Annotated in this window: 22 protein-coding genes; 18 read left to right on the forward strand and 4 right to left on the reverse strand. The window is 63.6% G+C overall.

Annotated features, from left to right (window positions below; translation table 11 throughout):
- The first annotated feature begins 133 nt into the window (after positions 1–133).
- The 4 genes from FJ940_RS17650 to FJ940_RS17665 are packed head-to-tail and all read left to right on the forward strand — an operon-like array spanning position 134 to position 3501.
- Entirely contained in the window at positions 134–1300 is a 1167-nt protein-coding gene (locus tag FJ940_RS17650; protein ID WP_140657328.1) for a glycosyltransferase family 87 protein, read from the forward strand.
- Positions 1293–2279, forward strand: a complete 987-nt coding sequence (locus FJ940_RS17655) for a glycosyltransferase family 2 protein (protein WP_140560287.1) — start codon at positions 1293–1295, stop codon at positions 2277–2279. The genes FJ940_RS17650 and FJ940_RS17655 overlap by 8 nt, the downstream gene beginning before the upstream one ends.
- Positions 2276–3097 (forward strand): ChbG/HpnK family deacetylase, encoded by an 822-nt coding sequence (locus FJ940_RS17660; RefSeq protein WP_140496315.1) that lies wholly within the window; start codon positions 2276–2278, stop codon positions 3095–3097. The genes FJ940_RS17655 and FJ940_RS17660 overlap by 4 nt, the downstream gene beginning before the upstream one ends.
- Positions 3094–3501, forward strand: coding sequence for a GtrA family protein (locus tag FJ940_RS17665; RefSeq protein WP_140496314.1), 408 nt, complete (start codon positions 3094–3096; stop codon positions 3499–3501). The genes FJ940_RS17660 and FJ940_RS17665 overlap by 4 nt, the downstream gene beginning before the upstream one ends.
- Positions 3502–3556: 55 nt before the next feature.
- Here the strand turns inward: FJ940_RS17665 and FJ940_RS17670 are convergent, their stop codons facing one another.
- From FJ940_RS17670 to FJ940_RS17680, 3 genes are all read right to left on the reverse strand, one after another.
- Positions 3557–6688, reverse strand: a complete 3132-nt coding sequence (locus tag FJ940_RS17670; protein ID WP_140657330.1) for an efflux RND transporter permease subunit — start codon at positions 6686–6688, stop codon at positions 3557–3559.
- Entirely contained in the window at positions 6685–7839 is a 1155-nt protein-coding gene (locus FJ940_RS17675; RefSeq protein WP_140496312.1) for an efflux RND transporter periplasmic adaptor subunit, read from the reverse strand. Before FJ940_RS17675 ends, FJ940_RS17670 begins: the two co-directional genes overlap by 4 nt.
- Before the next feature lie 278 nt (positions 7840–8117).
- The gene (locus tag FJ940_RS17680) at positions 8118–8942 is read right to left on the reverse strand and encodes a MurR/RpiR family transcriptional regulator (protein WP_140496311.1); all 825 of its coding nucleotides are present in this window, start codon (positions 8940–8942) and stop codon (positions 8118–8120) included.
- Positions 8943–9085: 143 nt separating this feature from the next.
- Between FJ940_RS17680 and FJ940_RS17685 the strand changes: the two genes are divergently transcribed.
- From FJ940_RS17685 to FJ940_RS17750, 14 genes are all read left to right on the forward strand, one after another.
- Positions 9086–9904 (forward strand): N-formylglutamate amidohydrolase, encoded by an 819-nt coding sequence (locus tag FJ940_RS17685; protein WP_140657332.1) that lies wholly within the window; start codon positions 9086–9088, stop codon positions 9902–9904.
- A 19-nt stretch (positions 9905–9923) separates the two neighbouring features.
- A complete protein-coding gene (locus FJ940_RS17690; protein WP_140496309.1) occupies positions 9924–11480 on the forward strand; it encodes an amino acid permease in 1557 nt (518 codons plus the stop codon).
- Between the two features lie 99 nt (positions 11481–11579).
- On the forward strand, positions 11580–12950 hold the full coding sequence (locus FJ940_RS17695; RefSeq protein WP_140496308.1) for a glutamine synthetase family protein: 1371 nt from the start codon (positions 11580–11582) through the stop codon (positions 12948–12950).
- Between the two features lie 61 nt (positions 12951–13011).
- Positions 13012–13464 carry a hypothetical protein gene (locus tag FJ940_RS17700; RefSeq protein WP_140513701.1) on the forward strand — a complete coding sequence of 151 codons (453 nt, stop codon included), beginning with the start codon at positions 13012–13014 and terminating at the stop codon, positions 13462–13464.
- An 8-nt stretch (positions 13465–13472) separates the two neighbouring features.
- Positions 13473–13877 carry a type II toxin-antitoxin system VapC family toxin gene (locus FJ940_RS17705; RefSeq protein ID WP_224518925.1) on the forward strand — a complete coding sequence of 135 codons (405 nt, stop codon included), beginning with the start codon at positions 13473–13475 and terminating at the stop codon, positions 13875–13877.
- Between the two features lie 30 nt (positions 13878–13907).
- Entirely contained in the window at positions 13908–15293 is a 1386-nt protein-coding gene (locus FJ940_RS17710) for an aldehyde dehydrogenase family protein (protein ID WP_140632466.1), read from the forward strand.
- A 17-nt stretch (positions 15294–15310) separates the two neighbouring features.
- Positions 15311–16483, forward strand: a complete 1173-nt coding sequence (locus tag FJ940_RS17715) for an iron-containing alcohol dehydrogenase (RefSeq protein ID WP_140513698.1) — start codon at positions 15311–15313, stop codon at positions 16481–16483.
- Between the two features lie 241 nt (positions 16484–16724).
- Positions 16725–17831, forward strand: coding sequence for an ABC transporter substrate-binding protein (locus FJ940_RS17720; protein ID WP_140496303.1), 1107 nt, complete (start codon positions 16725–16727; stop codon positions 17829–17831).
- A gap of 63 nt (positions 17832–17894) precedes the next feature.
- On the forward strand, positions 17895–18809 hold the full coding sequence (locus FJ940_RS17725; RefSeq protein ID WP_140513697.1) for an ABC transporter permease subunit: 915 nt from the start codon (positions 17895–17897) through the stop codon (positions 18807–18809).
- Positions 18806–19597, forward strand: a complete 792-nt coding sequence (locus FJ940_RS17730) for an ABC transporter permease (RefSeq protein ID WP_140513696.1) — start codon at positions 18806–18808, stop codon at positions 19595–19597. Before FJ940_RS17725 ends, FJ940_RS17730 begins: the two co-directional genes overlap by 4 nt.
- A gap of 16 nt (positions 19598–19613) precedes the next feature.
- On the forward strand, positions 19614–20678 hold the full coding sequence (locus FJ940_RS17735; RefSeq protein WP_140496300.1) for an ABC transporter ATP-binding protein: 1065 nt from the start codon (positions 19614–19616) through the stop codon (positions 20676–20678).
- 128 nt (positions 20679–20806) lie between these two features.
- A complete protein-coding gene (locus FJ940_RS17740) occupies positions 20807–22357 on the forward strand; it encodes a sodium:proton antiporter (RefSeq protein WP_140496299.1) in 1551 nt (516 codons plus the stop codon).
- 108 nt (positions 22358–22465) lie between these two features.
- Positions 22466–23374 (forward strand): endonuclease/exonuclease/phosphatase family protein, encoded by a 909-nt coding sequence (locus FJ940_RS17745; RefSeq protein ID WP_140496298.1) that lies wholly within the window; start codon positions 22466–22468, stop codon positions 23372–23374.
- 7 nt (positions 23375–23381) lie between these two features.
- Positions 23382–24227: an EamA family transporter gene (locus tag FJ940_RS17750; RefSeq protein ID WP_140496297.1), complete on the forward strand. Its 846-nt coding sequence runs from the start codon at positions 23382–23384 to the stop codon at positions 24225–24227.
- Here the strand turns inward: FJ940_RS17750 and FJ940_RS17755 are convergent.
- Complete coding sequence (locus FJ940_RS17755) at positions 24214–25449, reverse strand: MFS transporter (protein WP_140657334.1); 1236 nt, start codon at positions 25447–25449, stop codon at positions 24214–24216. The genes FJ940_RS17750 and FJ940_RS17755 overlap by 14 nt on opposite strands.
- Positions 25450–25568 lie beyond the last annotated feature (119 nt).

Here is a 25568-nt window from a genome sequence, read left to right on the forward strand (position 1 = left end):
ATCGTTCAATGTCATCGGCGGCCACGCCGTTCGATCCCCCTATGCCACCCCGCTTTGTCCGTGATATGCCGCCGCCAATGAACGCTGGGACAGTGCCGGACCGGGCCTGTTCCGGATTGGTGTGGGGTGCTTGATGAGGATTTCCAAGCCGGTTTTCGACCGCCTGGGGCTTGGCCTGTGGATCGGGGCATTCGCGGTCGTGCTTGGCCTGGTCCTGTGGTCGCCCGATGCGCGCACCGTATTGCACGCCTACAGATATGGCAGTGTGGAGTTTCTCGCCGGCCGGCCGCTCTACGACCTCGAGTCCGAGATGGGATACCTTTACACGCCCGCCTTCGCCGCGCTCTATATTCCGTTCTTGAATCTGGGACCGCATCTTGGCGGGCTGGTCTGGCATGCCCTCGGTTTCGCCGTTCTCACCCTTGCCGCGGCGCGGCAGGTGCGCAAGCTGGGCGGACAGGAGCAGACCTGGCTGCTTTCCTTCGGCCTCTTCCTCGCTTTGCCGATGACGCTGGGCGCCATCCGCAACGGGCAGGCGACAATCCTGCTGACCGGCGCCTGCTGGCTCTTGACCCTGTCGGCACTGGAAGGACGGCGTGCGGAGACCTTTTTCTGGGCCTCGCTTGCCATAACGGCCAAGCCAACCGCGATCATCATGCTGCTGTTGGTGGGGGCGTTGCGCCCGCGGCTGATACCGGCCCTTGTGCTGGCGGTGCTGTTCGTGCTCGCCATACCCTACGCTTTCGCTCCCGCCGGCTACCTGAACGAGCAGTATGGCGATTTCGCCCGCATGCTGACGTCGATGGCCGTCGACAAGACCAGCCATTTTGTTCCTACCGATTTCACCGCGCCCTTTATCGAGATGGGGCTGCCCGTTCCGGACTCGGCTGCCACGGCGGTGCGCGTCGTGATCGGCCTGCTGACGCTCTCGATCGTGCTCTGGTTCGACCGCAAGCTCGAACAAGGAGCGGCCGGACTCGCGATCTTCCTGGCGGCCGCCTTCTACATGTGCGTCTTCAACCCGCGCGTCGAGCCCAACACCTATGCGATGATCGCGGTACCCGCCGGCCTTGCCATTGCCCTGTTGTGGCGCGAAGAAAAAGGTGGCGTCCTGGCCTGCGTGCTGTCCATGACTTTATTCCTGACAGGTTTGACTGGTGTCGAGCGCCACATGCATGACTTTCTCTATCCCTGGTTTCGGCCGATCACGGTCACTTTCATCGCCTGCTTCCTGATATGGTGGTTCTGGGCCAAGGCGCGGCAAAAATTGGTGAATGCGGAGCCTGTCGCCCATGGCTGAGATGCGCCCGACACTCGATATCGTGGCGCCGTTCTTCAACGAGGCGCAATCGGCGACGGCATTCGCGGCATTGCTCGATGCGCTCGAGGCGGCGGTGTCGAGCCGCTTCGGCATGCAGGTCCACAAGATCCTGGTCGACGACGGCAGCCGGGACGATAGCGCCGGGCGATTTTCGCAGGCGCTTTCGGGATCCTGGGAAATCGTGCGCCTCAGCCGCAATTTCGGCAAGGAGGTCGCCGTGCTCGCCGGCCTCGACCACTCGCGGGGCGACATGGTGCTTGTCATGGACGCGGATCTGCAGCACTCCCTGGAGACCAGCCTGAAGATGATCGTCGAGCTGGCTGAGAATCCGGACGTCGACGTCGTCTACGCGCAGAACGACCGGCGCGGGGCAAGCTGGCGGCGCAGCCAGTTGGCGAAACTGTTCTACAGCCTGATCAACAGCAGCCAGCGGTTCGATATTCCCGAGAATGCAGGCGACTTTCGCGTCATGCGCGGCACCGTGGCGCGCGCATTGACCAGCCTGCGCGACAAAAGGCGCTTCAACAAGGGCCTGTTCGCCTGGGCCGGCTTCCGCCAGAAGGCCATATCCTATTCGCCGGAAAACCGCGCCAGCGGCAAGTCGAAATGGAGCCGGCTCAACCTGATCGCCTTTTCGCTAGAGGGGTTTACGTCCTTTTCGGTGATTCCGCTGCGCCTGATCAGCCTCAGCGGACTGCTTGCGGCGTTTGCCGGCGCGGTCTATGGCGCGAAAGTGCTCTTCGAGGTGCTGTTCTACGGCATTGCCGTTCCAGGCTATCCGAGCCTGCTGGTCGCCGTGGTGTTGCTCGGCGGCCTCAACCTGACACTTCTCGGGCTGATCGGTGAATATGTCTGGGTCACGCTCAGCGAAAGCAAGGACCGCCCGGTCTACATCGTGCGCGATATCGTGCGCAGCGATGTTCCCGCCAGGTCGGCGCCGGGCGTTTCCGGGGCATGATGCGCGGCATCCGCCTGATCGCCGACGATTACGGCCTGGCGCCCGGCGTCTCGGCGGCGATCCTCGACCTGCTCGATCGCGGGCGGCTAACGGGCACCGGTTGCATGACCGGTTTCGCGGAATGGCCGGGGGAGGCGGAACGCATCAAGCCGCTGTGCGGCCGGGTCGCCGTCGGCCTGCATCTGACCTTGACGGACCAGCCGGCCGTGACCGGCCCGTCGAGCCTGGCGCCGGAAGGCCGGCTGCCGCCGCTCCGCTCGCTGGCATTGCCGATCCTGCGCGGCAGCATCGAGACCTGCGACGTCCATGCCGAGCTCGACGCCCAATTTGGCCGCTTCGTCGAGGCGCTCGGACACCGGCCCGATTTCATCGACGGCCACCAGCATGTGCATTTCCTGCCTGTCGTGCGCAAATGGCTGCGGGGGCGTTTCGCCGGAGATGCCGGCAGACCGTGGCTGCGCGGCGCGCCGGCACTGGCCGGCAGCGGAGCGGCGGCATCGAAAATTGCGGCGATCGCCGCCCTGGCAACTGGTTTCAACCGATCCATGCGGCGCGCCGGCTTCACCGTGAGGGCGCCGCTCGCCGGCATCTATGACTGGCGGCAGCCGGAAAAGTTCGCGCCCGCCCTGCAAACCGCCGTTGAAAGCCTGCCGGAAGAGGGACTGTTCATGTGCCATCCCGGGCATGTCGACGAGACGTTGCGTGCACGCGACCCGATGCAAGATGTGCGCGAAGTCGAATTCGCGGTTCTCGCCTCCGATCATTTCGGCGCAAACCTGGCTCGCGCGCGTGTCGGCATCATGGACGGCACAGCATGAGTGCCGATCAGTCCCGGCGTTCGACCGGCAACAAGATTATCCGCTTCGCCATTGTCGGCCTGGTGAACACGGCCATCGACCTTGCCGGTTTCTTTCTGCTGCTCAAGCTGCACGTGCCGCCGCTGCCCGCCAACGTTGCGTCCTGGTTCATTGCCGTCACCTTCTCCTTCGCGGCCAACGGCTTCTGGTCGTTCGAGCGCGATCCGGCCATCCGGCTGCATCATGCCTTTCTTCGCTTCGCCTCGCTCGGCGCGCTGATTTCGCTTGGTGTCTCCAGCCTTGCGATCGCGCTGTTCGCCGGCGTCGTCGGCGTGTGGCCGGCAAAGATCGGCGGGGTGGTTGTGGCGGCGGTGCTGAATTTCCTCGCCGCGCGCTGGTCGATCGAGGGCCGTCTCTTGAAATAGCAGGCTGTTTCCCCACGAAAATTCCGGACCCGCCACACGGTCTCCTGGAATTTCCCTATTCAGCCGGCTCCACATCGGTGTAGGCGGCTTCCTCGAGTTCGCGCTTCAGCCGCGCCTCCTCGTGGGTCTTCGGCGTGACGAAGCGGCCGAGCAAGAGATAGGCGACGGGGGTCAGGAACAGCGTCGAGACGGTGGCCAGCCCCAGTCCGCCGACGATCACCCAGCCGAGCGCGATACGGGCCTCGGCGCCGGCGCCCGCCGCCAGCACCAGCGGCACGCCGCCGAGCACGGTGCAGATCATTGTCATCATCACCGGGCGCAAGCGAATGGTCGAGGCCTGTTCGATCGACTCGCGCACCCCCAGTCCGCGATCGCGCAGCTGGTTTGCGAATTCGACGATCAGGATGCCGTTCTTGGCCATGACGCCGACCAGCAGCACCAAGCCTATCTGGCTGTAGGCGTTGAGGCTGGTGCCCGAGAGCAGAAGCGCGAAGATGGCGCAGGCGAGGCCGAGCGGCACTGTCGCCATGATGATGATGGCGCTGACGAAGCTCTCGAATTGCGCGGCAAGCACCAGCAGGATGATGACCAGGGCAAAACCGAAGATGGTGACCATGGCGCTGTTTGTCTCACCCAGCGTCGCCGCCTCGGCCAACGGCACGATGCGGCTGCCCGGCGGCAGAAGCGGCGTTGCGATCTCCTCGGCGCGCGTAAGGGCCGAGCCGAGGGCGAAATCGCCGCCGAGGTTGGACGTGATCGCCACCGACGGCTGCTGCTGCTCGCGCGACAGCGAGGGCGGCACGGCACGCTCGGTCAGCGTGGCTATGGTCGACATCGGCACGAAACGGCCGTCAGCCGTCTTTAGGAAGACGTTCTCCAGGTCGGTCGGATCGTTGATCGGGTTGGTGGTCGAAACCAGCTTCACCCCGTAGCTGCGGTCGGCGATGTAGACATCGACGACGTCGTTGCCGTCGAGCATGGCCTGCATGGTGTTGGCCAGCCCGGTGATGTCGATGCCGAGATCGGAGGCGCGCTCGCGGTCGATGGCGACGGAGAGCTGCGGTTGCGTCGGGTCGATGGAAAGACGGGGTGTCTGGAAACGCGGATCCTTCTGCATCTCGGCGATGATCTTGACGGCCGCGTCGCCGAGCGCCTTGCGGTCGTTGCCGACCAGCGCGAACTGCAGGCCGTTGCCGGCGCCACGGATGCCGAGGCTGTTGGGCTGCACCGGGAAGATACGCACACTGGGCACCTGGCGGGTGAGTTGGCTGATCTCGGCCATGATCTCCTGCTGGCTGCGGCTGCGCTCGTCCCAGGGCGCCAGCGTCATCACCATGAAGCCTGAATTATAGGCGCCGTTCTGGCCGGCGCTCTCGAAAGTGCTGACGATTTCGCCGGAATCACGCAGCGGCTGGATCAGTTTTTCGATCTTCTGCATCTGCTGCGTCGTGTAGTCGAGGCTGACGCCTTGCGGGGCGCTGATGCGAAGCAGCACGACCGCGCGATCCTCGGTCGGCGTCAATTCCTGGCGGATGGTGCCGAACAGCGCGAATGCGGTGCCGGCGAACAGCAGCGCCACCAGCACCACGATCCACGGCGCGTCGAGGCAGACATGCAGGCTGCGCCGGTAGGCCGCGTTCAGCGCGCCGCCGATGCGTGCGCCGACGCCGTTGCCGCCCTCGTGGTGGAGGGCAGCAGTGGACAGCATGCGCGAGGCAAGCATGGGGCAAAGCGTCAGCGCGACCACGCAGGACAACAGCACCGACATGGCGAGCACGAAGCCGAATTCGCGGAACAGGCCGCCGGTCTGGCCCGGCAGGAAGGAGATCGGCACGAAGACGGCAACCAGAGTCAGCGTGGTGGCGATGACGGCGAAGAACACTTCCTGTGCGCCGAGCACTGCGGCGGCACGCGGCCCCATGCCTTGATTGCGCCGCCGCACGATGTTTTCCAAAACGACGATCGCGTCATCGACGACAAGCCCCGTCGCCAGCACCAGGGCCAGCAGCGTCAGGATGTTGATCGAGAAACCAGCGAGATAGATCGCCGCAATGGTGCCGATCATGGCGACGGGCATCGACAGGCCCGGAATGAGCGTGGCGCGCCAGTCGAGAAGAAAGGCATAAATGACGACCAGAACGATGGAGACGGAAAGCGCGAGCGCGATCTCCACCTCGTGCACGGCGCCGTTGACGAACACCGCGTCGTCGCTTGTGACCTTGATCGACATGCCTTCCGGCAGGTTTGCCTGCAATTTCTCGACGGCGGCCTTGACGCCGGTGGAGATATCCAGCGTGTTCGATTCCGCCTGGCGGATGATGCCGATGCCGATGCCGGTCTTGCCGTCCGAACGCAACGTGGTCTGGCCGATGTCGGGGCCGAGCGTGACGGTGGCGACATCGCGGATGCGCGTCGTGCCGCCAATGATGATGTTCTCGAATTCTTCCGGCGTCGTCACATCGGCCGTGGTGCGAACGATCAGGTCCTGATTGGTCGTGGTGATCGAGCCGGCGGGTGAATCGAAGGCGACCGAGGCAAGGGCGGTCCTGAGGTCGGCGACGGTGAAGCCCAGGCTGGCGAGCTTGTTCTGGTCGACGTCGATGCGGAAGATCTTGTCGCGGTCGCCATAGACCTGGACGTCCGCGACGCCTGGAACGGCAGCCAGTTCGTCCTCGATCTGGTCCTGGACCACGACGGTCATGTCCTGTACCGACATGGTGTCGGAGGTGACGGCCAGGCGCATCACGGGGTCGGAGTTGGCGTCGGCCTTGACGATGCGCGGCGGATCGGCCGTCTCCGGCATCTGGTTGGCGACGCGGCCGACGGCATCCCGCACATCCGAGGCCCCGACATTGAGATCGACGCCGTCGTTGAATTCGATGGTGACGCGGCTCGAGCCGAAGGAGGAGGTCGAGGAGATCGACTTGACGCCGGAAACGCGGGCAACAGCTCCCTCGATGGTATCGGTCAGTTCGCGATCGACCGTTTCGGCCGCCGCGCCTTCGAAAGTCGTGGAAACGGTGACGACGGCGCGGTCGACATCAGGCAGTTCGCGGATCTCGACGCCATAGAAGGCGGCGAGGCCGGCGACCGCGATGAGGACATTCAGCACCAAGGCCATGACCGGCCTGCGGATGAACAGGGCGGTAAAGCCGGTCTCGCTAGCGGCGTTGACGGCTCCGGTCATGAGCCTTCGGCCGCGTTCGCGGCGCGCTGCTCTCCGCGGGCGATGCGGACTTCGCCGCCCTCGCTGACGCTCTGGGTGCCTTCGGTCACCACCATGTCGCCACTGTCCAGTTCCGCGTCGATCAACACGGTTTCGGTGTTGCGCTGGATGATGCGCACCGGCACCCGCTTGGCCTTGCCGTTCTCGACCGCCCAGACGTAAGCGCCCTCCGAGCCCCACAGGATCGCCAGCGGGCTGACGGCGGGGTAAGTCTCGCCAGGGAATTTCATGGTGATGGCGAACGACATGCCGGCGCGCAGCGAATCGGCCGGGTTGGCGATCGTCGCCTTGACCAGAAGCGTACGGCTGTTCTCGTCGATGTGGTTGTCAATGGCCGAAACCGTGCCGGTATAGCTGTTGCCGGGGTTGGCGATCGGCGTCGCCGACAATTGCGCGCCGATCTTGACGGCGGCGGCGAAGCGCTCCGGCACCAGGAAATCGACAAGGATCGAGGAACGGTCGTCGAGCGTGGCGATCGCCGACTGGTTGGTCACATAATTGCCGGCGGAGATCGGCAGGATGCCGACCGTGCCGGAGATCGGGGCGAGAACAGACCGGCGGTGCAGGGCGAGTTCCGCATCCTGTAGCGCCAGCTTGGCACCGGCCAGCACCACTTCGGCATCGGCGACGGCGACCGGTGTCGCCGCATTGGAGGCGCGCAGCGACCTGACCCGGTCGAGCTTGGCCTGTGCGTCCTGAAGCGCGAGCCGGGCACGGTCCTGGGCGATCACTTCGGTCTCGGAATCAAGAGTCGCGATGACCTGTCCCTTGTCGACATGGGTGCCGGACGAAACCAGCAATTCGGCGAGACGGCCGGAGGAGTAGGGATTGACCGTTACCGACGCATTGGCGCGGCCGGTGCCTATGGCCTGGAGCCGATCGTTTATGGTCGCGGAAATAGCGGGCACGACGACGACGTTGACCTGACGGGCTCGCTCGCCGCCAGCGGATTTCGTGCCGGCGCCAGTTTCAGCCGGAGGCGTTGCCGCGTAGGCCCAGTCTATTCCCCAGCGCGCCAGCACGTCCGGCGCGCCCGGAAAAAAGCGCAGCCAGGCGGCAACCGCCACCACCAGCACCACAAGAGCGAAAAGTATCTGTTTCCAGGCGGCCATCGGCACTCCGGTTGGCAAAACAATCCTTCCGTCCACCGGTTTCCCGAAATAAGCAGACGCAGCGGGCTATTCTAAGGCAAGAAGCAAGCCTCCGATATCGTGCCTTTATGACAATTCTTCAGTGTCCGCGCACATTAAATATGCGTAACGTTGCCGGTGTTCGTGCAGTTTTGATTTTTTAGTTCACTTCGAGCCGGGCTTTCGAGATTACAACGCTGGCTATGCCGCCCCGACGCCAGTTTCGGACCGAAATCGTTCCAGACTTATCCCGGGCTGCATCAACGCAGGCCTTCCATCTCGCGGATGCGCCGGGCGCCGTCGGCCTCGAGTTGCCTTGTGACGGCGCCGATCAGCGTTTCGGCGACGACGAAGAGCGCCGCCGAGGAGTCCCACGCCGAAGGCACGGCGGTTCGCCCGGCGATGACGTGACGGGCGAAGCGGGCGATCGGCGACAGCCACTGGTCGGTGAACAACACGATCTGCACGCCACGCTGATGCGCCTTCTCGGCGAAGCGGATGAGGCTGTCCTGGTAGCGCCTGATGTCGAAAATGACCAGCACGTCGCGCTTGCCCATGTCGATCAGCCTGTCGCGCCACATGCTTTCCTGACCGGCGAGGTGAATGACGTCAGGCTGGATGATGGCAAGGTGGGCGGCCATGTAGCGCGCCAGCGGATCGGTGAAGCGGCCGCCGATCAGGAATGTCTTGCCGCGACGCTCTGCGAGGCGGGACGCGATGTCGGCAAGCTGCTTGTCGGACAGGTGCCGGAACGTCTCGCGCATATTGTCGAGCGTTGCCTCCAGCATCGGCGACGCCGTGCCGCCGGGCAAGGGCGGATTGAGCGTGCGGGTCGCAGGGGACTGCAATTGCGCCGCCAGTTCGTCCTGCAGGCTCGACTGGAACTCCGGATAGTTCTGGAAGCCGAGCCTGGCGACGAAACGCAGGATCGTCGGCGAGGACACGCCGGCCGCGGACGAGAATTCGGCGACAGTCTTCAGACCGATCATCGGATAGCTCGCTATCAGCGTCTGGGCCGCGCGCCGCTCGCCGGCCGGCATTGTGCCGATGCGGTCGGCGATCAATTCGGCAATACTGGAAATCATCTTTCCCATCCATGGCCCGGCCGACGGTGTTTTCCCCAAATCGCATTTGACAAAGCCGGGCAAACTGTATGAAATCATCCATAGGGACGCAATGAGGCAAAATACGTAACATACGATACAGCGCTCCCCGGGGACCGCAGACTATGGAGAAAGCACGGCCCGCCAGCCTTGCATCGCCTGATGCCGTAAGGGTGACCAACCCGGGCGGATCGAGTCCCTTCGTGCTCACTTGCGACCACGCCTCCAATTTCGTTCCCGCCGAATTCGGCACGCTCGGCCTCACCGCCGAGGACCTGTCGCGTCACATCGCCTGGGACCCGGGCGCGCTGCCCGTTGCGCTGCGCATGGCGCAGGCGCTCGATGCGACGCTGGTCGAAACCTGCATTTCGCGTCTCGTCATCGACTGCAACCGGCCGCTTGACGCGCCGGACCTGGTGCCGCCGGTCAGCGAAACCACAGCCATACCGGGCAACACCGGCCTGTCGGAAAAGCAGCGCGCGGCGCGGGTCGCCCTGTCCTGGCAGCCGTTTCATAACGCCATCGAGCATATTGTCGAAGACAGGATGGCGCGCGGCCAGGAGACGCGGCTGGTATCGGTGCATTCCTTCACGCCGGTCTACAAAGGCCGAGACCGGCCCTGGCATATCGGCATCATCCACGATGACGACCGCCGGCTGGCAGCGCCGCTGATATCGGCGCTGCGGCACCTTGCCGGCATCACCGTGGGCGTCAACGAACCCTATTCGCCGGCCGACCGCGTCTATTTCACGCTGGAACGCCATGCGCGCCTGCGCGGGCTGCCCTGCGCGATGATCGAAATCCGCAACGATGAAATCTCCGGCGAGACCGGGCAGCGGAAATGGGCGGATTTGCTCACAGGCATCTTTTCGGATCTAGAGCCCGAGGAGACCAGGGGCGCCAGGGAACACGCAGTGGGAAAGTCAGTTCAATCGGCTAGCTGAGAACGCAAGGGGACTAAAAATGGCAGCACCTGGATATACCGAAGTTGACAAGGCGGAGGACGTCAAGGTCCTCCACAGCATGGGCTACGCCCAGGAACTGGAGCGGCGCCTCAGCCGCTTTTCGAATTTCGCCGTTTCCTTCTCCATCATCTGCATCCTGTCGGGCGGCATCAATTCGCTGGCGCAGGCAACGTCGGGCGCCGGCGGCATCGGCATCGGCATCGGCTGGCTGGTCGGCTGCTTCGTCTCGTTGACGTTCGCCGTCGCCATGTCGCAGATCAGCTCGGCCTATCCGACGGCCGGCGGGCTCTATCATTGGGGCTCGATCCTGGGCAACCGCGGCACCGGCTGGGTCACGGCCTGGCTCAACCTGCTCGGCCTGATCACCGTGCTCGGCGCCATCAATGTCGGCACCTGGACGTTCTTCATCGGCGCCTTCGGACCGGCGCTCGGCATCGAAGGCACGCTGACCAACCAGATGATCTTTCTGGTCATCATCACCGGCGCCCAGGCGCTGATCAACCATCTCGGCATCAAGCTGACGGCCAAGCTCACCGACTTCTCGGGCTATCTCATCTTCTTCGGCTCGATCCTGATCGCGGTGGTCTGCCTGCTCTCCGCCGAAACCTGGGATTTCAGCCGGCTGTTTACCTTCCATAACTACTCCGGCGATGCCGGAGGCGGCGTCTGGCCGTCGGTTTCGAATGCCTGGGTGTTCGCGCTCGGCCTCCTGCTGCCGATCTACACCATCACCGGTTACGACGCCTCGGCGCATACGTCCGAGGAGACCATCAAGGCGGCCAGCTCGGTGCCGCGCGCCATGGTCATGTCGGTGATCTGGTCGGCCGTGTTCGGCTATCTGTTCCTAGCCGCGTTCGTGCTGATGATCCCGAACATGGACGATGCCGCCAAGCAAGGCTGGAACGTGTTCTTCTGGGCCTTCGACCAGCGCGTCAGCCCTGGCCTCAAGGAGTTCGTCTATCTCGTCGTGTTCATCGCTCAGCTGCTGTGCGGCCTCGCCACCGTCACCTCAGCCTCGCGCATGATCTTCGCCTTCTCGCGTGACGGCGGCCTGCCGGGTTCGTCTGCACTGGCCAAGGTCAGTCCGACCTACCGCACGCCGGTGGCGGCGATCTGGACGGCATCGATCCTGTCGGTGCTGTTCGTCTGGGGTTCGACGCTGGTTTCGGTCGCCGGCACCTCGGCCTACACCATCGTGGTGTCCTGCACCGTCATCTTCCTGTTCCTGTCCTTCACCGTGCCGATCGTGCTCGGCATGCTGGCCTGGGGCACGCCCAAATGGGACAAGATGGGACCGTGGAACATGGGGCGCGGCGTGTTCATGCTGTTTGCGGTCCTGTCGATCGTGTCGATGATCCTGATCTTCGTCATTGGCATCCAGCCGCCGAACGACTGGGCGCTCTACATCACCGTCGGCTTCTTCATCCTGACCGCGATCGTCTGGTTTGCCTTCGAGCGCAACCGCTTCCAGGGTCCGCCGCTCGGCGACATCATCGCGGCGCGCCAAGCGGCGATCAAGGCGGCTGAGCAGGCCGTCGGCGAAACCGGCCACTGAGGCCAGCATCTCACAGCCATGGCCGGCGCATCGCCGGCCATGGCTTCGACCCTTCGAAATCGACAAGCCCAAAATGACAAGCACTGGAGCGCCAAAGGAATGGCCGGAAATTTCTCGTTCGATCAGTTGAAGAAAGCGGTTTCCGGCGGGGAGATCGACACGGTGCTGGCCTGCATCGTCGATATGCAGGGACGGCTGGCGGGAAAACGGTTCCTGGCCCAGTACTTCGTCGATTCCGCGCATGACGAGACGCATGGCTGCAACTATCTCCTGGCCGCCGACATCGATATGGAGCCGGTGCCCGGCTATAAGGCGGCAAGCTGGTCGAAGGGCTATGGCGATTTCGTCATGAAGCCCGACCTCGCGACGCTGCGGCGCATTCCGTGGCTGGAAAAGACAGCGCTCGTGATCTGCGACGTGCTCGATCACCACACCCATGACGACCTGCCGCATTCCCCGCGCGCCATCCTGAAGAAGCAGGTCAAGCGGCTGACGGAGCGCGGTTATATCGGCTATTTCGCCTCCGAGCTCGAATTCTACCTCTTCAGCGAGACCTACGATTCCGCCCGCAAGAAGCACTGGCAGGGCCTCGACACCGCCTCGCCCTATATCGGCGACTATCAGATCGGCATCACCACCAAGGAAGAAGGCGTCATGCGACGGCTTCGCAACGAGATGGAAGCGGCAGGCATCCCGATCGAGAACTCGAAGGGCGAGTGGGGGCCGGGTCAGGAAGAGATCAATGTGCGCTATGCCGAGGCCCTCGACATGGCCGATCGCCACGTCATCCTGAAGAACGGCGCTAAGGAGATCGCCGAATCCGAAGGCAAGGCGATTTCCTTCATGGCCAAGTACAATTACGGGCTCGCCGGCAATTCCAGCCACATCCACAATTCGCTCTGGAGCGCCGACGGCAAGACGCCGCTTTTCTTCGACAGACAAGCCGACTGGACGCTGTCGAGCCTCGGCCAGCAATGGGCGGCGGGCCAACTTAAATACGCCAAGGAGTTCACCTGGTTCCTGGCGCCCTACATCAATTCCTATAAGCGCTTCCAGGCCGGAACGTTCGCGCCGACCAAGATCATGTGGAGCGAAGACAATCGCACCGCCGGCTTCCGCCTGTGCGGCGAAGGCACCAAGGGCATCCGGATGGAATGCCGCATCGGCGGCGCCGACTTGAACCCCTATCTCGCCTTCGCGGCGTTGATCGCCGCCGGCCTTGCCGGCATCGACGAGAAGCTGGAGCTGCAAAAGCCCTTCGTCGGCGACGCCTATCAGGCCTCGCGCCTGCCGGAGATCCCGAAGACGCTGCGCGACGCCACCGACACGCTGGCCAAGTCCAAGATGCTGAAACAGGCGCTCGGCGAGGACGTGCTCGAACACTACGTCCACACCGCCAAATGGGAGCAGTTCGAATACGACCGCCGCATTACGGATTGGGAACTGCACAGGGGGTTCGAGCGATACTAGAAAGATAGTAAGTTACTACCCTTACCTTGATCGGAAACGCGGATTGAACTAGATTTATGTGATGACCGAAGGAACCAAATACCATCCGCTTTTCGAGCATCTTCTGTTCTCGGGCCAAGGCCATATGTCCATGAGCTTCGCGGAGATTGAGCAAGTAATAGGCGGCCGCTTGCCGCCGTCGGCGCGACAGCGGGAGGAATGGTGGGCGAACAGCCCGAACGGGCACAGCCAGGCACGCGCCTGGTTGCGCGCAAACTATCGGGCGTCCCATGTCGACCTTGCGAACGAACGCGTGGATTTTAAACTGGAGGGATGGCCCGAGGGCTATCGAAAGCCGAACATGGCTACCATGGACAAGACTCCTCCGGGAATGGCGGAGCCAGCGCAGGCTAGCTACGAACTTCCACGGGAAAATATCGACCATCCGCTTTTCGGCATATGGACAGGCAAGGTTACGCTTTGCCCAGGGCATGATTACACTAGGCCGGCTTTTGAGCCTGATGTGCAGCCGTGACGCATAGGTTGCTGCTCGACACGTGCGCGATCATATGGATAGCGCTGAACGAGCCGATCAGGCCGGAAGCCAAGACTGCGATCAATACCGCCGCGGCTGTTGACGAGAAGATCCGGGTTTCCCCCATTTCGGCCTGGGAATTGGGCCTGCTGAGCGCCAAGGGCCGGTTGGCGGCAGCAAAGTCGCCAACAAGCATTTTTGGGGAAGTGATCGCCACGCCAGGCATCAAGGTGGAGGCTCTTTCGCCGGGCTTGTTGATTGAATCGTCCTTCTTGCCCGGATCGCTTCACGGCGATCCGGCAGATAGAATATTGATCGCGACGGCACGGGCGTTCGATCTGACGCTCGTGACGCGCGATCAGTCGATACTGGATTATGCGAGAGCGGGGCATGTTCGCGCCCTTGCCTGCTGACGCTTTGCCTTTCGATATGGAGACATCTTCTTGGAAATCGTGAAACTCAAATCCCCTATCGATGGTTCGGTCTATGCCGAGCGTCCGATCGCCACCGACCAGGCGGTCAATGCCGCTGTCGAGCGCGCCAAGGCAGCGCAGGAGAAGTGGGCGCAGACTCCGATCGCCGAGCGCGGCAAGTACATGCTGGCGATGCTCGAGGCGTTGGTTGCCATGACCGACGAGATCGTGCCGGAGATCGCCTGGCAGATGGGGCGTCCGGTGCGCTATGGCGGCGAGTTCGGCGGCGTCAAGGAACGCACCAGCCATATGGTCGAAATCGCCGAGGCGGCGCTGAAATCCGTGCCGGCCTCCAATCCGAAGGACGGGTTCCGCCGCTATGTGAAGAAGGATCCGCTCGGCGTGGTCATGGTGATCGCGCCGTGGAACTATCCTTACCTCACCGCGGTCAACACGATCGTGCCGGCGCTGATGGCCGGCAACACCGTCATCCTCAAACATGCCGCGCAGACGCTGCTGGTCGGCGAGCGTTTCCAGCAGGCTTTCGACAGAGCAGGCCTGCCCAAGGGCGTGTTCCAGAACATCGTGCTGAACCATGTCCAGACAGAAAGATTGCTTGGCTCGGGCAAGATCGACCACGTCAATTTCACCGGCTCGGTCGCCGGCGGCCGCGCCATCGAAAAGGCAGCGGCGGGCACCTTCATGACGCTCGGATTGGAGCTTGGCGGCAAGGATCCGGCCTATGTCTTGCCCGACGCCAAGATGGACCATGCGGTCGCCAATCTGGTCGATGGCGCCTTCTACAATTCCGGCCAGTGCTGCTGCGGCATCGAACGCGTCTATGTGCATGAAAGGGTCTATGACGAGTTCGTCGAAGCCTTCATCGCCGAGACGAAGAACTATGTCGTCGGCAACCCGCTCGAACAGGCGACGACGATGGGGCCGATGGCGCAGGCGCGTTTCGCCGACCTGATCCGTGAGCAGAAGGCCGAGGCGCTGCGCAAGGGCGCCAAGGCGCATATCAACATGAAGGTGGCTCAGGACAAGGCCGGCTCGCCCTATCTGGCGCCGGAGGTGCTGACCGGCGTCGACCATCAGATGAGCGTCATGCGCGAGGAAAGTTTCGGCCCGATCGTCGGCATCATGAAGGTGCGCAACGACGAGGAGGCGATCGCGCTGATGAACGACAGCCCCTACGGCCTGACCGCCTCGATCTGGACGCGCGACACCGAGCATGCGGTGGCGATCGGCGACCGCGTCGAGACCGGCACGGTGTTCATGAACCGCTGCGACTACCTCGACCCGGCGCTGGTCTGGACCGGCGTCAAGGACACCGGCAAGGGGGCCGGCTTGTCCGCCATCGGCTACGACAACCTGACCCGGCCGAAATCCTTCCACCTGCGCGAAGCCATCTGATTTTTTGAAAGACAAACATGTCCAAGCTGATCTCCAAATGGAACTACCCCACCACCGTCCGCTTCGGCGCCGGGCGCATCAAGGAATTGCCCGAGGTGCTCGCCGCCACCGGCATCAAGCGGCCGCTCTTCGTCACCGATCCGGGGCTGGCGAAACTGCCGGTCGTCGCTTCGACGCTGAAAATCCTCGATGACGCAAAAGTGCCCTACGGCGTTTTCTCCGAAGTGAAGCCGAATCCGGTCGATTCCAATCTCACCGCCGGCATCGCGGTGTTCAAGAAGGGCAAGCATGACGGCGTCATTGCCTTCGGCGGCGGCTCGGCGCTCGACCTTGGCAAGCTGATCGCCTTCCAGGCGGGACAGACGCGCCCGGTCTGGGATTTCGAGGACATCGGCGACTGGTGGACACGCGCCAACTCGGACGCGATCGCGCCGATCATAGCGGTGCCGACCACGGCCGGCACCGGGTCCGAAGTCGGCCGCGCCGGCGTCATCACCAATGAGGCGACCCACACCAAAAAGGTCATCTTCCATCCGAAGCTGCTGCCGGCGATCGTCATTGCCGATCCGGAGCTGTCGGTCGGCATGCCGGGCTTCATCACCGCCGGCACCGGCATGGACGCGCTGGCCCATTGCCTCGAGGCTTATTGCGCGCCGGGCTATCATCCGATGGCCGACGGCATCGCCGTGGAAGGCATCAGACTTGTCTTCGAGAACCTGCCAAAGGCCTATGCCAACGGCAGGGATCTGGTCGCCCGCGCCAACATGATGAGCGCCGCGGCGATGGGCGCGGCAGCCTTCCAGAAGGGGCTGGGGGCGATCCATTCGCTGTCGCATCCCATCGGGGCGCTCTACGACACCCATCACGGCATGACCAATGCGGTGTTCATGCCCTATGTGCTCGCCTTCAACCGCGAGGCGATCGAGGACCGCATCGCGCGGCTCGCCGCCTATTGCGGCATAAGGGGCGGCTTCGACGGCTTCGCCAAGGCTGTCATCAAGCTTCGCAAGGAATTGAAGGTGCCGCATGCGCTGCCTGGCCTGATCAAGGGGCTCGACATGGACAAGAAGCGCAGGGCCTTGATCGCCGATATGGCGGTGGTCGATCCGACAGCCGGCGGCAACCCGGTCAAGCTGACCAAGAAGGCAGCGCTGACGCTGCTCGAAAATGCAATCGCCGGGACGGTGTGATACCGCTTTAAGGGTAAAGTTGATCTGGAAAATCAGGGGCAACCAAGGGGAAAGGGGTGAAGTGCAAGGCAAAAAGTAATTAGCCGGAAAATTAAGTGGGGGCTAATTGCTACAGTCGATTAAAAGGAGTTAACTTTCGTGCTGCCAGCGGTGGGGTTTCATAAAGCTTTCATCTGGCTGTCACACGAAAACGATACCGCATCGCAGGCGTCCAACGGCGTCAGTTCAACGGAGAGAACACATGTTCAAATTCACGGGGAAAGTGCTTTCCCTTTCGGCCGCGGCGCTGTTTGCGTCGACGGTGATTTCGTCCGCGGCTCCGCTGGACGATCTCGTCAAGGCCGCGAAGGCGGAAGGCCAGCTCACCACCATCGCTTTGCCGCATGACTGGTGCGGTTACGGCGACGTTATCGCGGGGTTCAAGGCGAAATATCCGGAAATCACCATCAACGAGCTCAACCCCGACGCCGGCTCGGGCGACGAGGTCGAGGCGATCAAGGCCAACAAGGACAATAAGGGTCCGCAGGCGCCCGACGTCATCGACGTCGGCCTGTCCTTCGGCCCGACTGCCAAGGCCGACGGCCTGCTGATGCCCTACAAGGTGTCGACCTGGGACTCGATCCCCGACAGCGCCAAGGATGCCGACGGCGCCTGGTACGGTGATTACTACGGCGTTCTGGCGATGATGGTGAACAAGGATCTGGTCAAGGAATCGCCTGTTGACTGGGCCGATCTGCTGAAGCCGGAATTCGCCAATTCAGTGGCTCTCGCCGGCGATCCGCGCGCTTCGAACCAGGCCATCCAGGCGGTCTATGCCGCTGGTCTTTCGAGTGGAGCCGCGGCTGGCGAAGCCGCGGGCACCGCCGGCCTCGACTTCTTCAAGAAGCTCAATGCCGCCGGCAACTTCGTACCGGTCATCGGCAAGCCGGCGACACTCGCCCAGGGTCAGACCCCGATTCTGATCAACTGGGACTACAACGCGCTCGCCGGCCGTGACACGCTGAAGGGCAACCCGCCGGTCGACGTCGTCGTGCCGAAGACCGGCGTCGTCGCCGGCGTCTACGTGCAGGCGATCAGCGCCTATGCGCCGCATCCGAACGCAGCCAAGCTCTGGATGGAATACCTCTATTCAGACGAAGGCCAGATCGGCTGGCTCAAGGGCTATTGCCACCCGATCCGCTTCAACGATCTCGCCAAGAACGGCAAGATCCCGGCGGACGTCCTGGCCAAGCTGCCGCCGGCGGAAGCCTATGCTTCGGCGGTGTTCCCGACGCTGGACGAGCAGGGCAAGGCCAAGGAAGCCGTCACCAAGAACTGGGACTCCGTTGTCGGTGCCAACGTCAAGTAACAGTTGAATCCACCGGGCGGCTTCGCGGCCGCCCGGTTCCCCCTCGAAGACGGTAGCCGGCGCATGACCGATCTCTCGCTTTCCAGTCACGATACCGCAGGCAAGACCGCGCCGCCCGCGGAGGCACGCGCGTTGCGATTGCCGACGCAATGGCTAGGCGTCGCTCCGTTCTTCATCTTCGCCATCATGTTCCTGATTTTGCCCACGCTTTATCTGATGCTGGGCGCATTCCAGAATGATGCCGGCGAGTTCACGCTCGAGAACATTGTCGCTCTGGCGCAGCCGTCGATCGTTGCCGCTTACTGGATATCGATCAAGGTAAGCCTGGCCTCGGCGCTGATCGGCGCTTTCGCGGGCCTGGCCATCGCCATCGCCATCGTGCGCGGCGGGCTGCCGGACTGGATACGCTCGGCCACCCTGACTTTTTCCGGCGTCGCCTCCAATTTCGCCGGCGTGCCGCTGGCCTTCGCCTTCCTCGCCACGCTCGGCCGGCTCGGTCTTGCCACGGTGATCCTGAACACCGTGTTCGGCCTCAACATCTATGCCCACGGCTTCAACATCCTGTCCTTCTGGGGCCTGACGCTGACCTATGTCTATTTCCAGATACCGCTGATGGTGGTCATCATCACGCCGGCAATCGATGGCTTGAAGAAGGAATGGGGTGAAGCTGCCGCCACGCTTGGCGCGACCACCGCGCAATATTGGCGCATCGTGGTCATCCCTGTGATCTGGCCGAGTTTTCTCGGCACCGTGATCCTGCTTTTCGCCAACGCCTTCGGGGCGATCGCCACCGCCTATGCGCTGACCGGCTCGTCGCTCAACATCGTGCCGATCCTGCTCTACGCGCAAATCCGCGGCGACGTGCTGCACAATGCCCATCTCGGCTACGCGATCGCCTTCGGCATGATCGTCATCACCGGCCTGGCCAATGTCTTCTACATCTGGTTCCGGACCCGTTCCGAGAGGTGGCTGAAATGAAGTCGGGCAGATTCTGGGCCTGGGTGGTCTTCATCCTCGGCGCGGCCTATTTCTTCATCCCGTTGATCGCGACGGTGGAATTTTCCATGCGCATGCGGCGCGGCGCCTATTCCTTCGACGCCTACCGGATCGTGCTCGGCGACGCGCGTTTCCAGGCGACCTTCCTGTATTCGGTGGTCGCCGCCATCTTCACCATCATTCTGGGTGTGCTGATCGTGGTGCCGGCAGCCTACTGGATCCGATTGCGGCTGCCGCAGCTCAGGCCGATCGTCGAGTTCATCACGCTTTTGCCGTTGGTCATTCCGGCCATCGTCATCGTCTTCGGCTATATCAGGATGTACGGCTCGAATTCACCCTTGCCGTTCCTCGGGTCCGATATGGGAACCAATGCCTTGCTGGTCATCGGCTATGCGACCTTGGCGCTGCCCTATATGTATCGTGCCGTCGATACGGGGCTCAGAACCATCGACGTGCGGACGTTGACGGAAGCGGCCCAGATCCTCGGGGCCGGCTGGGGCACGATCATCACCCGCGTCATCCTTCCCAATGTGCTGATCGCGGTGTTGTCCGGCGCCTTCCTGACATTCGCCATCGTCATCGGCGAGTTTACGATGGCGAGCTTGCTGAACCGGCCGGCTTTCGGCCCGTACCTGCAGAATGTCGGGGCCAACCGCGCCTATGAGCCGGCGGCGCTTGCCATCATCGCCTTCGTCATCACCTGGGGCTGCATGTCGCTGATCCAGATCCTGTCGCGCTTCGCGCCGAAATCGGCTAATCGTCCGAACTGACCCGAAAGAAAAAGCCATGGCCGAGCCATTCCTCTCCATCCAGCATGTGCGAAAATCCTTCGGCGCCACCACTGTTGTCGAGGATTTCAATCTCGACGTCGAACCGGGCGAGTTCGTCTCATTCCTCGGCCCGTCAGGCTGCGGCAAGACGACGGTGCTGCGCATGGTCGCCGGCTTCGAGGAGCCGTCGGCCGGCAAGATCGTCGTCGGCAGCAAGGACATCACCAGGCTGAAGCCGAACCAGCGCAATGTCGGCATGGTGTTCCAGGCCTATGCCCTGTTCCCGAACCTGACCGTGGCGCAGAACATCGGCTTCGGACTGAAAGTCGCCGGCATGTCCAGGGCGGATATCGATGCCCGTGTCGCCGAAATGCTCGGCATCATCAAGCTGCCGCAGATGGCCGACCGCTATCCTTATCAGCTCTCGGGCGGCCAGCAGCAGCGTATCGCGCTGGCCCGCGCCATCGCACCGAAGCCGAAGCTCTTGCTGCTCGACGAGCCGCTGTCGGCGCTTGATGCCAAGGTGCGCGTCTCGCTGCGCGAGGAAATCCGCTCGATCCAGAAGAAGCTCGGCATCACCACCATCTTCGTCACCCATGACCAGGAAGAGGCGCTGTCGATCTCCGACCGCATCGCGGTGATGTATGGCGGCAAGGCCGAGCAGGTCGGCACGCCGTTCGAGATCTACAACCGGCCGGCAACCAAGTTCGTCGCCAATTTCGTCGGCACGCTGAACGTGCTGGAAGGCACCGTCACCGACGCGGCGTCGGGCAAGGTTCGTGTCAACACCGAGGAAGTCTCGCTCAAGGGCAGGCTCAACGGCTCGAAGTCCGGCGATACGCTGTCATTGGCGTTGCGGCCGGAAGCCATTTCGCTCGGCCGCCAGCCCGGCCGCGATTCAAGCCTGTCCGGCGAGATCTCCGAAGTGCACTTTCTCGGCTCGGTGATCCGGGTCCGGGTCGGCATCGGCGGCAACACCGTTTCGCTCGACACGTTCAACAGTTCGACGACGCCACCGCCGGCCGTTGGCGAGAAGGCGGAGATTTCCTTCTCGTCGGGCGACCTGCTGGTGCTGCACTGACGCGGCCGAAGCGCCCTGTCGATCCGGTCACCGGTCCAGTTGCCGGACGATGCACTCCTCTTGGACAATCAACAGCATCCTGCGGCTTTGCCACTGCCAAGAACTCCGCTTCGCCGCTACGATGAGCCATGGCGCTATTTGAGCTCACCCTTGTCCTCCTGCTGATCGCCGTTGCGCTGACGGCGCTGTCGCGGCGCCTGCAGGTTCCTTACCCCGCCTTGCTGGCGCTGGCGGGCGCCGGCCTTGGCTTCCTGCCCGGCGCGCCGACGATCGAGATCGATCCGGAACTGGCGCTTGCGCTGTTCATTGCGCCGGTGCTGCTCGACGCGGCCTACGACACATCGCTGCGCGATCTTAACCGCTACAGGCTGCCGCTTGTGCTGTTGGCGCTTGGCGCGGTCGTTTTCACGACCGCCGTCGTGGCCCTGGTCGGCTGGAAAATGGCCGGCCTGCCGATCGCCGCCGCCATAGCCCTCGGCGCCATCGTGGCGCCGCCGGACGCGGTTGCCGCGAGCGCCGTGCTCGGGCAGTTCAAAGTGCCGCACCGCATCACGGCCATCCTTCAGGGCGAAAGCCTGCTCAATGACGCCACCGCGCTTTTGATCTATCGCATCGCGATCACTGCCGCCGCCGGTCCCGTTCTTTTGGGCAGTGCCGTTCCGATGGTCCTGCTGTCGACCATCGGCAGCCTGGCCGCGGGCTATCTGCTCGGCCGCCTGTCCCAGGCGATGCTTGGACGCATCGAAGATGCGGCGAGCGGCACCGTCGTGCAGTTCGCCGGGACGTTCGGCGTCTGGATCCTGGCTGACAGGCTGGGGCTCTCGGCCATCATCACCATCGTCGTCTATGCCATGACCATCGCGCGCACCGCACCGCGGCGCATGTCGGCCAGAAAGCGCGTCAGCTCCTATTCCGTCTGGGAGACGGCGGTGTTCGTGCTCAACGTGCTGGCTTTCGTGCTGATGGGCCTGCAGGCGCGGCTGATCGTCGGTCGCCTGGCCGAGCAGGGACAGTCCGAGGCGTTCCTGTTTGCAGGGACGATCCTGGCCGTCGTCATCGTTTCCCGCCTTGCCTGGGTGCTGGGCTGCGGCGCCGTGATCCGAGGGCTTGCCCGCTTCGGCAATGCGGAGCAGCGGCAAGAGGTGCCGTCGTTTCGCGGCGGGGTGCTGATCGGCTGGTGCGGCATGCGCGGCCTGGTGACGCTGGCGGCTGCCTTCGCATTGCCGGCGAACTTCCCCGGCCGCGATCCGATCGTGCTCACCGCCTTTTGCGTGGTGCTGGGCACGCTTGTCCTGCAAGGCATGAGCCTGAAGCCGTTGCTGCGCCTGCTTCGTCTCGAACCGGACGAGACCATAGACCGCGAGGTCGCGCAGGCCCGTGTCGCCATCATGCAGGCGGCCCTCGACATATTGAGCGGCAAGACCTCGACCGCGGCGGCGGCGGTGCGCGAGCAGTATGCCGCACAGCGCAAGGTCGCCAAGAACCCCGACGACGCCCAGGCAGCAACCGAGTACGACCGGCTGCGGCTCTATGCCATCAAGCGCCAGCGCGACGCGCTGGAAGAACTTCGCCGCAACGGGACGATCGGTGACGAGGCCTATCACCGGCTGGAGGAAGAAATCGACTGGTCGGAGCTGGCGGCTTCCCCGGCGGGACGGTTCCAGCCGCTGACGACCTAGGCGAGGCGAGGGGCTTTTGCGTCGTGGCCCAGCCGGGCCGCCGCGGCGGTCCATTGCAAGGTCGCCGTCGAAACGGTACTGCCGTCACCAAACTGAGCCGGATGAGCAATGAAGCTGGTCAGCTACAATATCCAATACGGGTTCGGCAGCGACGGCCTCTACGATCCGGCGCGCGCCGCGCGCATTGTTGCCGGCGCCGATGTCATCGCCTTGCAGGAGGTCGAGCGGCACTGGCAGCGCAGCAATTTCGACGACCAGCCAGAGCTGCTTTCGCGGCTGCTGCCGGACTATCACTGGGTCTACGGCCCGGCCTTCGACATGGACGCCAGCGAACAGCGCGACGGCCGCATCGTCAACCGGCGCCGGCAGTTCGGCACCATGGTGCTGTCGAAGCTGCCGATCGTCTGGTCGCGGCTGCATGCGCTGCCGATGCGCCGCACACTGCGGCCGCTCAACACCCGCAACGCGGCGCTCGAATGCATGATCCGCACGCCGGCGGGTCCGGTGCGGGTGCTTTCATTGCATCTCGCCCATGTCGCGGCTGAAGAACGGCTCGAGCAGATCGACTATCTGCTTGCCGAGCATCGCCGGGCGCCCTCCGATGGGGGGCCGTGGAGCGGCGCCGACGACGAGCCGGCGCGCAATTGGAGCAATGGCGAGCCAGAGCCGGAGAACCCGCTGGCGGCGATCTGGATGGGCGATTTCAACATGGAGCCGGGCAGCGCCGAATACCGCCGCATCGTCGGCGGCACGCCCTATCATCGCGGTGCCGCCTATCTGGATGGGTTCGTCGATGCCGCTGCCGTGGCGATTGAACCGGCGGATGACTTCCACACGCATGAGAAGATCATCGACGGCAGGCTGGCAAAGCGCCGGCTCGATCATTGCTTCGTCGGCGGCCTGTTTGCCGGTCGTGTGCGCTCGGTCAGCTCGGACATTGGCGAAGTGGCTTCCGATCATTTTCCGGTCAGGATCGACATCGATCTCGAAACGCCCGCCGGCCCCGGAGGCGGATGAGGCCCAAATGACGCTTTTCGTCTTCTTCGCGGTGCTTGCGGCGGCCGCCATGCACGCGATCTGGAATGCGCTGGTCAAGGTCCATCTCGACCGCTTCCTGTCGATCACCCTGATGACGCTTGGCATGGGATTTGCCGCGCTTTTCGCACTTCCCTTCGTCGAGGTGCCGAGGGCGGAAGTCTGGCTCTATATCATTGCCTCCGTCGTCTTCCACATGGGCTACCGGACCTTCCTGATCGGCGCTTACCAGGCCGGCGACTTCGCCCAGACCTATCCTCTGGCGCGCGGCACCGCGCCCTTGCTGGCGGCGCTTGGCGGTATGTTCGTGGTCGCCGAAGTGCCGGCGCCGCTCGCCATTCTGGGTATTCTTTTGCTGTCGGCCGGCACGCTGGTGATGTCGTTTCGCGGCGGCGCGCATCTGGAACGATTGAACCTGCGCGCGGTGGGCTTTGCGCTGGGGACCTCGATCTTCATCGCCAGCTACACACTGTCCGACGGCAGCGGGGCGCGGCTGGCGGCCACGGCGCAGAGCTATGCCGCCTGGCTGTTCGTGTGCGATGCGCTTGGAGCGCTGGTGCTGTGCCTGATCTTCCGTGGACCGCGGGCCTTGCCGGTGCTGGCGCGGGACTGGAAAGCGGGGCTGTTCACCGGCGTGCTGAGCGGCGCTGCCTACTGGATCGTCATGTGGGCGATGACCAAGGCGCCGATCGCCTCGGTGGCATCGCTGCGCGAGACCTCCATCCTGTTCGCCATGGTGATCTCGGTGTTCGCGCTCGGCGAGAAGATGACAGGCTGGCGCGGCGCCGCCGCGCTCAGCATCGTCGCCGGCGTCGTGGCGCTCAGACTCGGCTGACGTCGTGGTCCAGCACGGTCATCACCTGGCCGCGCCGTTCCGGACTGAAGCGGATGACGATGATGATGCAGACGGCGACCACGCCGGCGAATAGCGCCGACGCGTAGCCATAGCTGCCTCCGGGAGCCTCGGCTATGCCCGCCTGATAGGGACCGCCATAGGAGGCTGCGAGATTGCCGGCCTGGTAGATGAAGCCGGGCAGGGTCGCGCGCACCGCGCCGGGCGAGAGCTCGTTGAGGTGCACCGGAATGACGCCCCAGGCGCCCTGGACCGCGACCTGCATGACGAAGGCGCCGATGGCCAGCATGAAGGGCGTCGAGCTGTAGGCCCATAGCGGGATGGACGGCAAGGCAATCAGGCAGGCGAGCGTGATCGCATTGACGCGGCCGATCTTCTCGGACAGCGCGCCGAACGCCAGACCGCCGACGATGGCGCCAATGTTGGCGACGATGGTGATCCAGCTCACCGTGTGCGGGTCGAAACCATGCTGCTTCTTCAGGAATGTCGGGTAGAGATCCTGCGTGCCGTGGCTGAAGAAGTTGAAGAACATCATCAGCACGACCGCATAGAGGGCGACGCCCCAGTGCTTTTGCAGTGTCTCCAGCATGCCGGGCCTTGCGGTCTTCCGCGCCTCGACGAAGGCCGGCGATTCCGGAACATGTGAGCGGATGAAAAGGACGATCAGGGCCGGGATGAAACTGAGCAGGAACATGGCGCGCCAGCCGATCGTGTAGCCGCCGATCGTCTGGTGATAGAGCAGGCCATAGACGACCGCCGCTAGGAGGTAGCCGGCCGGATAGCCGCATTGCAGGATGCCCGAGACCATGCCGCGGGCGCTGGGCGGGATGGATTCCATGGCAAGCGAGGAGCCAAGTCCCCATTCGCCGCCCATGGCGATGCCGAACAGTGCGCGCAGCGCCAGGAATATGCCGAGATTGGGCGAGAAGGCGGCCAAAGCGCCGATCACGGAATAACTGACGATGTTGAGCATCAGGATGGGCTTGCGCCCGAATTTGTCTGCCAACGTGCCGAAGAAGAACGCGCCAATGAAGCGCGTCGCAAGGGTCAGGAAAAGCGCCTTTGACACCGCCGGGACGTCGGTCTGGAATTCAGACGCAATGTCGGTGAGCAGGAATGTCAGAAGGAAGAAATCGAAAGCGTCGAGCGTCCAGCCCAGGAATGAGGCAAGGACGGTTTTCTTCTGCTGCGAATTGAGCTTCAAGGCGTTCCTCCTGATGTCGAGGAACGTTATCGCGTCGAGGCGGACAATCGTCAGTCACTTTTCAGAGAACTTGGTCACGTTTGCGTAGGGGGTCACCGAGTCCACAGCCGCATTCATTG

Source organism: Mesorhizobium sp. B2-3-7, from assembly GCF_006442695.1.
GTDB lineage: Bacteria > Pseudomonadota > Alphaproteobacteria > Rhizobiales > Rhizobiaceae > Mesorhizobium.